At 63.3% G+C, this 12,508-nt stretch carries 13 protein-coding genes; 5 read left to right on the forward strand and 8 right to left on the reverse strand.

Annotated elements, in window-relative coordinates; translation table 11 throughout:
- Positions 1-16: 16 nt before the first annotated feature.
- The 3 genes from WH91_RS20055 to WH91_RS20065 are packed head-to-tail and all read right to left on the reverse strand — an operon-like array spanning position 17 to position 2,160.
- The gene (locus WH91_RS20055) at positions 17-439 is read right to left on the reverse strand and encodes a DMT family transporter (protein ID WP_046172789.1); all 423 of its coding nucleotides are present in this window, start codon (positions 437-439) and stop codon (positions 17-19) included.
- Positions 436-924, reverse strand: a complete 489-nt coding sequence (locus WH91_RS20060; protein ID WP_046172790.1) for a DMT family transporter — start codon at positions 922-924, stop codon at positions 436-438. The genes WH91_RS20055 and WH91_RS20060 overlap by 4 nt, the downstream gene beginning before the upstream one ends.
- 18 nt (positions 925-942) lie before the next feature.
- Positions 943-2,160 carry an aminotransferase-like domain-containing protein gene (locus WH91_RS20065; RefSeq protein WP_046172791.1) on the reverse strand — a complete coding sequence of 406 codons (1,218 nt, stop codon included), beginning with the start codon at positions 2,158-2,160 and terminating at the stop codon, positions 943-945.
- Between the two features lie 205 nt (positions 2,161-2,365).
- Here WH91_RS20065 and WH91_RS20070 point away from each other — a divergent pair, with 205 nt between their 5' ends.
- The 5 genes from WH91_RS20070 (at position 2,366) to WH91_RS20090 (ending at position 7,228) form a co-directional block, all read left to right on the forward strand.
- The gene (locus tag WH91_RS20070) at positions 2,366-2,794 is read left to right on the forward strand and encodes a rhodanese-like domain-containing protein (protein ID WP_046172792.1); all 429 of its coding nucleotides are present in this window, start codon (positions 2,366-2,368) and stop codon (positions 2,792-2,794) included.
- A 130-nt stretch (positions 2,795-2,924) separates the two neighbouring features.
- Positions 2,925-4,259, forward strand: a complete 1,335-nt coding sequence (locus WH91_RS20075) for an aminotransferase-like domain-containing protein (RefSeq protein ID WP_158409614.1) — start codon at positions 2,925-2,927, stop codon at positions 4,257-4,259.
- A gap of 91 nt (positions 4,260-4,350) precedes the next feature.
- Entirely contained in the window at positions 4,351-4,560 is a 210-nt protein-coding gene (locus tag WH91_RS20080; protein ID WP_046172794.1) for a hypothetical protein, read from the forward strand.
- A 280-nt stretch (positions 4,561-4,840) separates the two neighbouring features.
- Entirely contained in the window at positions 4,841-6,466 is a 1,626-nt protein-coding gene (locus tag WH91_RS20085) for an MFS transporter (RefSeq protein WP_046172795.1), read from the forward strand.
- A 324-nt stretch (positions 6,467-6,790) separates the two neighbouring features.
- Positions 6,791-7,228 carry a VOC family protein gene (locus WH91_RS20090; protein WP_046172796.1) on the forward strand — a complete coding sequence of 146 codons (438 nt, stop codon included), beginning with the start codon at positions 6,791-6,793 and terminating at the stop codon, positions 7,226-7,228.
- Positions 7,229-7,240: 12 nt separating this feature from the next.
- Here WH91_RS20090 and phoB read toward each other — a convergent pair whose 3' ends face one another.
- The 5 genes from phoB to pstC all read right to left on the reverse strand — a co-directional run bounded on the left by phoB (position 7,241) and on the right by pstC (position 12,469).
- Positions 7,241-7,942, reverse strand: coding sequence for a phosphate regulon transcriptional regulator PhoB (gene phoB, locus WH91_RS20095; RefSeq protein WP_046172797.1), 702 nt, complete (start codon positions 7,940-7,942; stop codon positions 7,241-7,243).
- A gap of 144 nt (positions 7,943-8,086) precedes the next feature.
- Positions 8,087-8,788 carry a phosphate signaling complex protein PhoU gene (phoU, locus tag WH91_RS20100; protein WP_046172798.1) on the reverse strand — a complete coding sequence of 234 codons (702 nt, stop codon included), beginning with the start codon at positions 8,786-8,788 and terminating at the stop codon, positions 8,087-8,089.
- Between the two features lie 80 nt (positions 8,789-8,868).
- On the reverse strand, positions 8,869-9,651 hold the full coding sequence (gene pstB, locus WH91_RS20105; protein WP_244542395.1) for a phosphate ABC transporter ATP-binding protein PstB: 783 nt from the start codon (positions 9,649-9,651) through the stop codon (positions 8,869-8,871).
- Positions 9,652-9,725: 74 nt separating this feature from the next.
- The gene (gene pstA, locus WH91_RS20110) at positions 9,726-11,090 is read right to left on the reverse strand and encodes a phosphate ABC transporter permease PstA (protein WP_082102294.1); all 1,365 of its coding nucleotides are present in this window, start codon (positions 11,088-11,090) and stop codon (positions 9,726-9,728) included.
- 2 nt (positions 11,091-11,092) lie between these two features.
- Positions 11,093-12,469, reverse strand: a complete 1,377-nt coding sequence (gene pstC, locus WH91_RS20115; RefSeq protein WP_046172799.1) for a phosphate ABC transporter permease subunit PstC — start codon at positions 12,467-12,469, stop codon at positions 11,093-11,095.
- Between the last annotated feature and the right edge of the window lie 39 nt (positions 12,470-12,508).

Consider the following 12,508-nt stretch of genomic DNA (forward strand, 5'->3'; position numbering starts at 1 on the left):
GGGGTGGTCTGTTGCCCTAACGACGTTTCTGGGTCAGGGCCATGCCGGCGAGGATCAGCACGACGCCGAGGGCGCTGGCCCATAGGGTGAGTGGGGCGCCTCGAGCCAAGTCGAGTGCGACGCCCGAGACCATCTGGCCGCCGATGACCAAGAGAGCCGTGTTGACGGCACCGATGCGGGCGATGAGCCAGCTTCCAGAGGCGACGAAGATGACGCCGACGGGGCCGCCCAGATAGGCCCACCAAGGCGTGCTGGATGCGCCGGGCAGCAGCAGGTTGCCGAGGATAAGTCCGAGGATAGTCAGGAAGACGAAGCCGATGGCGTGGTTGAAGAACGACGCTATGAGCGGGCTGGTCGACAGGGCCAGCCGGCCATTGAGCTGGCGGCTGAGGCCGACGAGAATGCCCGCCGTGAGGGCATAAGTTATGAAGAGCGTCATGCCGAGGCTCCTACGCCGAACAGAATGATGAGCAGGCTGCCGACGACCATCAGGGCCACGGCCCCGGCATCACGCAGGCCGAGACGGCGTTTTGGAAGGCCGAAGAAACCCCATTGGTCGGCGGCGAGACTGAACACCACCTGACCGGCAAGGCCGAGCGCCAATGTACCGGCGAGGGCGAGCGGGGTATTGACCGTAGTGGAGGTCAGCATGACGGTGGCTGCGCCGGAGACGCCGCCGAGATAGGCCCAGAGCGGGGCCTTGGCGCGGGTTTCACCTGTTGCGGGGCGGCGGCGCCACAGGACGGCGAGGAAGATGATCGCCGCGACCGTGCCGGTGCCGTGGGCGAGCCAGGATGAGAACAGCGCTCCGCCATGGCTGCCCGCCTCGCCGTTGAGGAACACCATCATGGTAAGCAGACCGCCGCTGCCGAAGGCGGCGAGTAGATGCAGCGGATTGGGCTGCGGCGCGTCAGGACTGGACATGCGGATAGATCCGATTCGTCAGGTAGACGCGAAGGTTAGCACGTCGTCGCGAGCTGTCGCGGCCTTGGCAATGAGGCTGCAGAGCTTGAATATGCCGACCTCGATCTGGGCTTCGTCGCACAGCGAAAAGCTGAGGCGCATGGTGTTGCGGCCCGAGCCATCGGCATGGAAGGCGGCGCCGGGAACGAAGGCGATATCCTGCCTAAGGGCCTGTGGCAGCAGGAGATCTGCGTCGATGTGGTCGGGTAGTTCGAGCCAGATGAACATGCCGCCTTCTGGTTTTGTCCACTTGAGGCCGGGCGGGGCGTAGCGAGCGAGGGCCGCAAGCATGGCGTCGCGGCGGGCCTTGTAGACCACGCGGGTGCGGGCGACCTGGGCATCATAGCAGGCGGCCGCAACGTGGTGCATGACCATCTGGTTGGTGGTGGCGGTGTGCAGATCGGCGCCCTGCTTGAGGAGCGTCAGCTTGCGGATCAGTGCCGTCGGGCCGCAGACCCAGCCGATGCGCATGCCGGGGGAGAGGGTCTTGGAGAAGGTGCCGCAATAGAGCGTACGGGTGCTCTCGATGGAGCCTGCGAGGCGGGCATCCAAGCTGGCAATGGCGGGGATATCTTCGCCGTCATAGCGCAGGGCCGAATACGCAGCGTCTTCGACGATGACGGCGTTGAGAGCCTTGGCTTGGTCGAGCGCTTGGTGGCGGGCGGTTTTGCTCATGGTGCGGCCATCGGGGTTGGCGAAGTCGGGGACCAGATAGACCAAGCGTGGGGCTGCGGGCCCGGTGAGCTGGGGTGCGTCGAGCGAGGAGAAGCACGGCTCGTAGGCGGAAAAGCTTTGCAGCGCGCCGAGGTAGGTGGGGCTGGCAGTGACGACGCCGCTTTCGGGGTCGAGCAGCAGCTTGCCGATCAGGTCGAGGCCCTGCTGGGAGCCGCTGGTGATCAGGATATTGTCGGGCGTGGCGGGGACGCCGAGCGTGTTCATATGCGCGGCAAGCCATTGGCGCAGCGGCAAATATCCCTCGGTGGTTGAATATTGCAGCGCCTCGCGGGCGATGGACGGGCCGCCGAATACATGGCGCCAGGCGTGCTGGAACAGCGCCACAGGGAACAGCGCCGGATCGGGAATGCCGCCGGCAAACGAGATCATCGAGCGGTGGCCGATTAGCTTGAGCAGTTCACGGATTTCCGACGCCTTGAAGGCTTTGGCGCGGGACGAGAGACGAAATTCCAGTGGCGTCATTTGTATCACCATAAAATGATATGAATGATACAAACACTGAAGCATTGTTATGTCAATAACATTGACCTTTTTTGTGAAGCGTGCGAGCAAAAGGGTGCCGGCTATCTCCGTTGTGACGATGAAGGCTGAGGTTTTGGGTCTTTTGGCCCGGAAGTTGGGTTTGTGGGAGCCATCATAGCGTGACGGTGTGTCTGGGGGATAAGCAATGAGCTTTGTGAGTGAGTATCCGGTGGCGGCGTCTGAGGTGGCGGTGGAGCATTTTGGGCGGCGGTTGACGCTGGAGACGGATTGCGCGGATGTAGCGGCGTGCCTGGCTTCGGGCGATGTGGATTTTGTGCTGCTGCATGTGGTGGGATCGCCGGAGGCCTATGCAAAGCGGCATGTGCCAGGCGCCCTGCACCTGCCGCACCGGCTGATTACTGAGCAGCGGATGGCCGAGTGGCCGGCGGAGACGCTGTTCGTGGTGTGTTGCGCCGGGCCGCATTGCAATGGAGCCGATCAGGCGGCGCTAAAGCTGGCGAGGCTGGGGCGCAAGGTGAAGCTGATGATCGGCGGCATTACCGGTTGGGCCGACGAGGGCCTGGCCTTCGAAACGGGTGTTAACGCGGTGTCACCTGATCGCAGCATTGGCTAGCGAAGTGGGCGCTTCGTGCTAACCGATGCATAGCGTATCTGTAGCACGTGCGTTGCGTGGACAAATCGGGCTCGACAGAGATAGTATCGGGCCAATGACTGATACAATATCCGAAATTACAGATACAATCTTGACTTTGGCCGATAGCGGGCTGCCGCTGCATGAACGCGTGGCGCAGGCGGTGGAAACGGCAATCGCTTCGGGGCGCTATCGGGCGGGCGAGCGCCTGCCGACGCATCGGCAACTGGCGCAGCAACTTTCGGTGTCGATCGGCAGCGTGACGCGGGCGATCGATGCGCTCAGCTCCCGCGGTGTGGTGCGCGGCGAAACCGGGCGCGGGACCTTCGTGCTGGCGCAGGCCGGGGGCGAGGCGGACGACGGGATCGTGGATCTTTCGACCAATGCGCCGCCGCCGGTCATTGCGCCGCACCGGATGACGGAGGCCAGCGAGTTGGCCAACCGGAATGCACTGGCGCTGGCGAATGGTGGCTATATCGACCTGAGCGGGACGGACCGGCAGCGTGGGGTTGTCGCCGGCTGGCTGACGGCCACCCGGACCCCGCTGGGGACGGATGAGATTTTGCTGTGCAATGGCGCGCAGCAGGGGCTGCATCTGGCGTTTGCCGCATTGCGCGAGCGCTCGACGATCATCCTCACCGAGAGCGCGACCTTTCCTGGGGCGATTGCCGCGGCGGCAAACCTGGGCATGACCATGATACCAGTGACACATGACGGGGAGGGGATGGAGCCCGCGGCGCTGGATGCGGCGCTTGCCAACACCGGCGCGAAAACCTTGTATCTGACCCCGGTAGCGCAGAACCCGCTGGGCTTCGAGACCGGGCCGGAGCGGCGGCGGGCGATTGCGGCGCTGGTCGAACGGCACGATGCGATGATTGTCGAGGACGATATCTATGGGTTTTACGCGGCCAAGGGCACGCTGACCTTTCGGCAGCTAATGCCGGAGCGGGTGGTCTATATCTCAAGCCTGTCCAAGAGCCTGACGCCATTGATCCGCCTCGGTGTGATCGCGCCGCCGGCCCGGTTGATGGGCACTATTCGCAAGCGGATGCGGGCTGAAGGCTGGGGGCTGCCGCCCTATGTGGCGGAGCTGGGCGCGGCAATGATCGAGACCGGGCTGGCCGATGAGGCCGTGGTGGCTTTGCGGGCTGAAGCCCTGGCGCGGCTCGAGCTGACGCGGTCGATCCTCGGGATTGGCGCCGTGCCGATGCCGGGCGGGACGCCGCATCTATTTTTGCCGATGGCGCCGATCAAGGCCGAGCAGTTTGCCCGGCGCGCCAGCGAAGCGGGGGTGCGGCTGACGCCGCCGTCGGCCGGGCAGGTGGGCGAGGCGCCTGTGGCGGGGCTACGAATTTGCATCATGGCCCCACGCAGCCGTGCAACGCTGGAGCGAGCGCTGCGGATATTGGCGGGGATATTTGAGAGTGAGGAAGAGGTGGCGGTTTAGACGCTTAGTCCGTGCGGCTCTGCCGGAAGGCGCGTGCCTGGAACTGTCACCCGGCAATTGCGTTAGCGTTTATCGAACCTGGAGGAACACGATGAAGAAATTTGCCCCTATTGCGCTTGTCGTTATCAGCGCCCTTTCGATGACCGCCTGCACGACGACACAGCGGACGGTTTCAGGCGCGGCTATCGGTGGCGCAGGTGGCGCCTTGGTCGGCGGTGCTGTTGGCGGCTATGGTGGCGCCATCGTGGGCGGTGCCGGTGGCGCTGCGGCGGGTGCGCTGCTGGCTAACAACACGCGCTGATTGAAGTCGGATTGGCTCGGTGCCCCCCGCGATGTGATCGTCGGGGGCATTTTTTTGCCTGCTCTTTGGGGCGTCTGGATCGGGACTAAATGTCCCCCTCCCTGGCCCTCCCAGCAAGGGGGAGGGTGTCGACTGAGGTTTTGAGCAATCAAGCATAAGTGCTGGCCGTGGTCGTTATGGTTTGGCGCTCATAGCACTGTTCGCGGAACCGAAATCCTCTTGCTCCCTTGCATCACCGGTGGGCCGGTCCTAGACAGACCGTAAAGCGAAAGGGTGTGTGATGAGCGAGCGGCCGTCGGTGTTGGCGCCATTCCGGCATGAGACGTTTCGGCTGTTGTGGCTGGCGACGCTGGTGTCGAACCTCGGTGGGCTGGTGCAGTCGGTGGGTGCCGGCTGGATGATGACCACGCTGACGAGTTCGCACAATATGATCGCGCTGGTGCAGGCCTCGACGACGCTGCCGATCATGGTGTTTTCGATTGCGGCCGGGGCGTTGGCGGATAATTTCGACCGGCGCACGGTGATGCTCATCGCGCAGCTTGGGATGATGGCGGTGTCAATCGCGCTGGCGGTGTTGGGGCTAATGGGACTGCTCAATCCGTGGCTGCTGCTGACTTTTACCTTCCTGATCGGCTGCGGCACGGCGCTGTTCAATCCGTCGTGGCAGGCGTCGATGGGCGATATTGTGCCGCGCAGTGACCTGCCGGGCGCTATCACGCTCAATGCCATGGGCTTCAACATGATGCGCAGCGTCGGGCCGGCGGTGGGCGGGTTGATCGTGGCGCTCGCGGGGGCGGCGGCGGCCTTTGCGGTGAATGCGATTTCCTATGTGCCGCTGATTGTGGCGCTGAGCCGCTGGAAGCCCGAGCGGGTGCCGGCGCGGTTGCCGCGCGAGAATTTCGGCAGCGCGATGTGGGCGGGCATTCGCTATGTGTCGCTTTCGCCTAACCTTACGACGGTGCTGTTTCGCGGCTTCCTGTTCGGCTTTTCGGCGACGGCTATCCTGGCGCTGTTGCCGTCGGTGGCGGCGGATTATGTGGGCGGCGGGGCGCTGGCCTATGGCACCCTGCTGGGCTGCTTCGGGCTCGGCGCGATTGGCGGGGCGTTCCTCAATGGTCGCATTCGCGAGCGGTTCAGCAATGAAGTGATCGTGCGGCTGGCCTGTGTTGGCTTTGCGCTGAGCAGCGTGGCGCTGGGCTACAGCCGCGATCCGCTGCTGAGCCATGTTGCGCTGATCCCGGCAGGCGCCTGCTGGGTGCTGGCGCTATCTCTGTTCAACGTGTCGATCCAGCTATCTTCACCCCGCTGGGTAGTGGGGCGGGCGCTATCGCTGTACCAGACAGCGACGTTTGGCGGCATGGCGGCGGGTAGCTGGATCTGGGGCCTCTCGGCAGATGCGATCGGACCGGACATGGCGTTGGCACTGGCCGGGGCGACGATGCTGCTGTGTGCGCTGGTGGGGTTCCGGCTGCCGCTGCCGCAGTTCAATGCGCTCGATCTAAACCCGCTCAACACGTTCAACGAGCCGGTGCTGAAGCTGGACCTGCGGCCACGCAGCGGGCCGATCATGGTGATGGTGGATTATCAGATCGCGCAGGAGGACATCCCGCGGTTCCTCGCGCTGATGGCGGACCGGCGACATATCCGCATTCGCGACGGGGCGCGGCAGTGGGGCCTGCTGCGGGATCTGGAGCATCCGGAGATTTGGACCGAGACCTATCATGTGCCGACGTGGATCGATTATGTGCGGCATAATCTGAGGCGGACCAAGGCGGATGCGGAGAATATCGAGCTGCTGCGGGGGTTGCATCGGGGGGCGGACGTGCCGGCGGTAAGGCGGTTTATCGAGCGACAAACGGTGCCGCTGAGCGATGATACGCCGTTGAGGGAAGTGCCTGAGGTCTAGCCGACCGATCGGAATTCAGCTGGTGCTGGCCAGGAAATGCCAGTTTCCTGCGCTTCCGGTCCTCACGTACAGAACGTACGCTCCAGTCCGGTTCTCGGAAGCCGGCATTTTCGGCTCAGCCTGAGCTGAATCTCGACTGGTCCCGGAGTGTCTGGTGAGGAAGAAGGAAGAATACCCCCACCTAGCCTCCCCCTGAAAAGGGGGAGGGACTTTATCGAGTTTGCCCTCGATAAAGCTAAACTCACCGGCCGGATTTCTTCTCCTTCTCAGGGTATGCTTGCTGGGGCGGGCTGTGCAAAGCTCGCGGCGGAGGGAGATCGGACTATGGCGCTGAAGCGGATGGATAATGTTGGTATTGTTGTTGAGGACCTGGGGGTGACAATCGAGTTCTTTCGGGAGCTTGGGATGGAGCTTGAGGGGCGGGCGATGGTCGAGGGGGAATGGGCCGGTCGGGTTACCGGGCTTGGCGATCAGCGGGTGGAGATTGCCATGATGCGGACGCCGGACGGGCATAGCCGGATCGAGTTTTCCCGCTTCATTGCGCCGGCAGTCGTCGCGGATCACCGCAGGGCACCGGTCAACGCGCTGGGCTATCTTCGTGTCATGTTCACGGTGGACGACATCGACGACACGCTGGATAGGCTCCGCGCGCGTGGCGCGGAGCTTGTGGGTGAGGTGGTGCAGTATCAGGACAGCTATCGGCTTTGCTATATTCGCGGGCCTGAAGGGCTGCTTATCGGACTGGCTCAGGAACTTGGCTGACAAGCAGCGTCTTCAGGCGACTTGGGCGAAGCGTTCGTCGAAGGCGTAGCCGGCGCCGCGGACGGTGCGGATCGGGTCGCTTTCGCGGCCGCGGTTGATGGCGCGACGGAGGCGGCCGATGTGGACGTCGACGGTGCGCTCGTCGACATAGACGTCATTGCCCCAGACGCCATCGAGCAGTTGTTCGCGCGAATAGACGCGGCCGGGGTGGCGCATCAGGTATTCAAGCAGGCGATATTCGGTGGGGCCGAGATGCACGTCGCGGGCGGCGCGGCGGACGCGGTGGGTGGTGCGGTCTAGCTCGAGATCGCCGACCTTGAGGGCGGCGGTGACGAGGTTCGGATTGGCGCGGCGCAGCAGGGCGTGAATGCGGGCGATCAGTTCGGGCACCGAGAAGGGCTTGACCACATAGTCGTCGGCACCGGTGGCAAGACCACGAACTCGCTCTTCTTCTTCGCCTCGGGCGGTGAGCATGATGATCGGGACGCGGGCGGTTTCCTCGCGAGCGCGCAGGCGGCGGCACAGTTCGATGCCCGAAATCTCGGGCAGCATCCAGTCGAGCAGGATCAGGTCGGGCAGCTTGTCCTGGATGGCATGCTGGGCTTCGTCGCCGGTCTCTGCTGTGACGACGCGGAAGCCCTCGGCTTCGAGATTGTAGCGCAGCAGGATGGCGATATCGCCTTCGTCTTCAACGACGAGAATGGTCGCGGGCATGGGGGAGCTCCCATTAGGCCGGCTCGCCGGCGTTCGGATTGTAACTCCCTCCCTTGAGGGAAGGGCTGGGGAGGGGGTGGTTTAGTGGGTCACTGATGGACCCCCTCCCCTTAAGGGGAGGGGAGGGAAGGAACCGTTGGTTCCTCAGATCTTGATCTGGGTGCGGAGCAGGTCCTGGTCGTCGCTGGTGAGCTGCTTGCCGGTCTGCAGGTAGTAGGCGCGTTCGGCGATGTTGGTCGCGTGGTCGCCGATGCGTTCGAGGCTCTTGGCGCAGAACAGCAGGTGAGTGCAGGCGGTAATGTTGCGCGGATCTTCCATCATGTAGGTGAGGAGTTCGCGGAACAGCGAGGTGTGCATGGCATCGACTTCGTCGTCGCGATTGCAGACTTCGATGGCGGCAGCGGCATCGCGGTTAGAATAGGCGTCGAGCGCGTCCTTGATCTGGCGCAGCACCAAGGCAGTCATGTTCTTGACGCCATTGTAGAAGGTGGGCTGCAGCGTCATGCCTTCGAGCTTGAGCGACCGGCGGGCCAGTTGCTTGGCCATATCGCCGACGCGCTCCAGATCGGATGCGACGTGGATGGCGGTTACGATGGCGCGAAGATCGCTGGCCATTGGCTGGCGGCGGGCGATCATCGAGACAGCCATGTCGTCGATGCGGCGCTGCATGTCGTCGATGCGCTGGTCGGCTATGATGGTGACGTCGGCCAGCTCGCGATCGAGCTTGAGCAGCGACTTGGTGCCATTCTCGATGGCGACCTCGACCTGGCCGCCCATTTCGGCGATGGCCTGGGCGAGGGCGACGAGTTCGTCATTGTAGGACGAGACGATATGTTCGGTAGCCATTGCGTAAATCCTCTTGTCCTCTTTGTCGCGAAATCGAACCGCAAAACCGGAAGACCACTTTTGCTGATGACGCTCCGGACTTAACCGATGCGGCCCATGATGTAATCCTGGGTCTGCTTGTTGACCGGGTTGGTGAAGATGTCTTCGGTGACACCTTCTTCGATCAGATTGCCCAGGTGGAAGAAGGCCGTCTTCTGGGAGACGCGGGCGGCCTGCTGCATCGAGTGGGTCACGATGACGATGGTGTAGTTCTCGCGCAATTCGTCGATCAGCTCTTCGATGATGGCAGTGGCAATCGGGTCGAGAGCCGAGCAAGGCTCATCCATCAAGATAACTTCAGGGCCGACGGCGATGGCGCGGGCAATGCAGAGACGCTGCTGCTGGCCGCCGGAAAGCCCGGTGCCTGGCTCGTTGAGGCGATCCTTGACCTCTTCGAACAGGCCAGCCTTGCGGAGCGAGGAAACGACGATCTCGTCGAGATCGGTCTTGTTGCGTGCCAGGCCGTGGATTTTCGGGCCATAGGCGACGTTTTCATAGATCGACTTGGGGAACGGATTTGGCTTTTGGAACACCATGCCGATGCGGGCACGCAGTTCGACCACGTCGAGGGCAGGATCATAGATGTCCTCGCCGTCAAGCTTGATCGTGCCGCCGACCTTGGCGCCCTCGATGGTGTCGTTCATGCGGTTGATGCAACGCAGGAACGTCGACTTGCCGCAACCCGAAGGTCCGATAAAGGAGGTCACGGCGCGATCCGGAATCTGGATCGAGATGCCATGCAGGGCCTGCTTCTGGCCATAGTGGACGGTAACGTCCTTGGCGGTCAGGCGGATCGGACGTTCGAGAAGATCGGTCGGGTTCATTGTGGAATTCACTGATTGCTGAGTCATCTTAACCTTGCCGGCGACCATATCCATTTGACGTGTCCTTTTTCTAGCTATGCGCGCTTTTCGAGGCGCGAGCGCAGGTAGATGGCGACGCCGTTGAGGCAGATCATCACGGCGAGAAGGACCATGATGGCGGCGGCGGTGCGGGGTTCAAAGAAGTTGCGGTTTTCATTGCCCTGCCAGAGATAAATCTGGACGGGGAGAGCGGTAGCCTGATCGAACGGGCTGGTAGGAACCTGGGCGACGAAGGCTTTCATGCCGATGAGCAGGAGCGGAGCGGTTTCGCCCAGAGCGTGGGCGATACCGAGGATGGTAGCGGTAAGGATCGAGGGGAAGGTGACCGGCAGCACATGGTGGAACACCATCTGCGTCTTGGATGCACCCATGCCGAGCGCCGCCTGGCGCAGGGACGGGGAGACGCCAAGCAGAGCACCGCGGGTGGCGATGATGATGGTGGGCAGCGTCATCAGCGTCAGCACCAGGCCACCAACGATAGGGGCCGAGATAGGCAGGTGCATGTAGTTGATGAAGGCAGCCGCGCCGAGCAGACCGAAAACGATGGAGGGCACGGCGGCGAGGTTGTTGATATTGACTTCGATGAAGTCGGTGAGCCGCGACTTCGGCGCGAATTCCTCAAGGTAGACGGCGGCGGCGACGCCGATTGGCACGGCAAGGGCGACCACGATCAGCATCATCCACAGGGTGCCGACAAAAGCACCGAGCAGGCCAGCAGAAGCGGGAGCGGCGCGGCTATCGACATTGGTAAAGATCGACCACGAGAAGCCGTTCGAGATGGTGCCGTTTTCGACCAGGGTGTCGATCAGGGTACGGGCAGGGGCTGCCAATTGCTGCTGGGCGTCGCCGAGCGAGCGGTCGATATTGCCCTTGATCCAGTTGGTGGCGTTGGCCGAGGCGAGAACATCGACATCGACGGTCTGGCCAAGCAGGGCCGGGTTTTCCACGAACAGCGCGCGGATGCGGTGACGTGCATCGGTCTCGGGAATGGTCAGCAACGTGCGGCTGTCGATATCGAGGCCGGCAGGCGCGGCGGCCCGCATAGCCTGCTCGACAATGGTGTTCCAGTTGAGCAGGGCGACTTCGCGCTGCCACCCGAGGTTGGCCGCGTTGTATTCGGCCTCGGAAGTGAAGTCGGCACGGGCCGGTGCAGGGCCGACCTCGATCACTGCGGGATCGAAGGTGACGGTCAGGTGCAGGTTTGACTGCGTGAAGGCCGGGATGCCCTTGCGGCCGATATCGATGAACAGCAGGGCAACGAATCCGAGTGCCATGACGATGGCGGCAAGACCAAGACCGCGGAAGATGGCCTCGCTCATGTGGCGGCGGCGAAGGCCGGCGCGAACGAGCTTGGTGCGTTCCAGGGAGGCTGCGTGGGTGTTGGAGAGAGTATCGGTCATGGCTATTCGTACTGCTCCCGGAAGCGGCGGACAATATAGAGGGCAACGACGTTGAGGCAGAGGGTGATGACGAAGAGCGTCAGGCCCAGGGCGAAGCCGACCAGCGATTGGGGACCGGCGAAATCGGTATCGCCGGTGAGCTGGTTGACAATGGAGACGGTGATGGTGGCGACGGGCTCGAACGGATTGCCGCGCAGGACCGGGCTGTTGCCGGCGGCCAGCACGACGATCATGGTTTCGCCGATGGCGCGGCTGACGGCCAGCAGGAAGGCGCCGACGATGCCGGGGAGGGCGGCGGGCAGCAGCACGTTACGAATGGTCTCGGACTTGGTGGCGCCAAGGCCATAGGCGCCGTCGCGCAGGGTGCGCGGCACCTGGTTAAGAATGTCATCGGAGAGCGAGGACACGAAGGGAATGATCATGATGCCCATGACCACGCCGGCGGTTAGCGCGCTGGTAGCGTTGATCGAGAGACCGACCAGGTTGCCAAGATCACGCAGGAAGGGCCCCACGGTGACCAGCGCGAAGAAGCCGAAGACGATTGTGGGAATGCCAGCAAGGATTTCGATCATCGGCTTGGCAACGGCGCGCAGGCGAGGATGGGCATACTGGCTGAGGTAGATGGCGGCCATCAGGCCGACCGGGACGGCCACCAGCATGGCAATGACGGTGATCATCAGCGTGCCGGTCAGCAGCGGCAGCAGGCCGTAGCTACCCCAATTGCCAGCGGTGCCGGCGTTGTTGGGGTTCCAGACCGTGCCGAAGAAGAAGTCCAGCGGGTTGATAAATGTGAAGAACTTATAGGCCTCGGTAACCAGCGAAGCGACGATGCCTACGGTGGTCAGGATGGCAACGGCAGAGCAGGCGAGCAGCGCGATATTGATGACGCGCTCGACCGCATTGCGGGCACGAAGGCGGGCCGTGACCCGGCTGCGGGCATAGATCAGGGCGGCGCCACCGGCAACGGCGGCCACCAGTAGCACGCCCACAAAGGTCAGCATCTGGAACGAGCGCAGGGCATCGCCAGCGGACTGCTCGAACGGCTGGATTTCGCCGGTCACGCCATAGCCGGAGGCCAGGGCATCGATGCGGGTGATGGTGCCATTAAGGCCGGTCTGGTCGAGGCCCAGCAGAATATCCTGCGGGATCTGGGAGACCGTGTAGCTGTGGGTCAGATCGCCACCGAACCAGGCCCAGAGGGCGAGGATCGCCAGGGCGGGCAGCATGGCCCAGATGGCGACGTAGGAGCCATGATATTGCGGGCGGGAGTGAACCTTGACGCCATCGGCGGTCACGAGATTGCGGCTGCGAGACCAGCCAGACTGGTAGGATACACCCAGCAGCACCAGAAGCAATGCGGCTACGATCAAGGCATTCATGGGACGCGCCCCCGCGGAGGAAAGAAGATGGGCCGCGCT

It is taken from the genome of Devosia psychrophila (assembly GCF_000971275.1).
Classification (GTDB): domain Bacteria; phylum Pseudomonadota; class Alphaproteobacteria; order Rhizobiales; family Devosiaceae; genus Devosia; species Devosia psychrophila.

Excerpts from the sequence above, each read along its gene's own strand:
- WH91_RS20070 (WP_046172792.1), top strand. The coding sequence starts at position 2,366 with ATGAGCTTTGTGAGTGAGTATCCGGTGGCGGCGTCTGAGGTGGCGGTG.
- WH91_RS20055 (WP_046172789.1), bottom strand. The coding sequence starts at position 439 with ATGACGCTCTTCATAACTTATGCCCTCACGGCGGGCATTCTCGTCGGC.
- WH91_RS20065 (WP_046172791.1), bottom strand. The coding sequence starts at position 2,160 with ATGACGCCACTGGAATTTCGTCTCTCGTCCCGCGCCAAAGCCTTCAAG.
- phoU (WP_046172798.1), bottom strand. The coding sequence starts at position 8,788 with ATGGCTACCGAACATATCGTCTCGTCCTACAATGACGAACTCGTCGCC.
- WH91_RS20090 (WP_046172796.1), top strand. The coding sequence starts at position 6,791 with ATGGCGCTGAAGCGGATGGATAATGTTGGTATTGTTGTTGAGGACCTG.
- pstB (WP_244542395.1), bottom strand. The coding sequence starts at position 9,651 with ATGAACCCGACCGATCTTCTCGAACGTCCGATCCGCCTGACCGCCAAG.
- pstA (WP_082102294.1), bottom strand. The coding sequence starts at position 11,090 with ATGACCGATACTCTCTCCAACACCCACGCAGCCTCCCTGGAACGCACC.
- pstC (WP_046172799.1), bottom strand. The coding sequence starts at position 12,469 with ATGAATGCCTTGATCGTAGCCGCATTGCTTCTGGTGCTGCTGGGTGTA.
- WH91_RS20080 (WP_046172794.1), top strand. The coding sequence starts at position 4,351 with ATGAAGAAATTTGCCCCTATTGCGCTTGTCGTTATCAGCGCCCTTTCG.
- WH91_RS20085 (WP_046172795.1), top strand. The coding sequence starts at position 4,841 with ATGAGCGAGCGGCCGTCGGTGTTGGCGCCATTCCGGCATGAGACGTTT.
- WH91_RS20060 (WP_046172790.1), bottom strand. The coding sequence starts at position 924 with ATGTCCAGTCCTGACGCGCCGCAGCCCAATCCGCTGCATCTACTCGCC.
- phoB (WP_046172797.1), bottom strand. The coding sequence starts at position 7,942 with ATGCCCGCGACCATTCTCGTCGTTGAAGACGAAGGCGATATCGCCATC.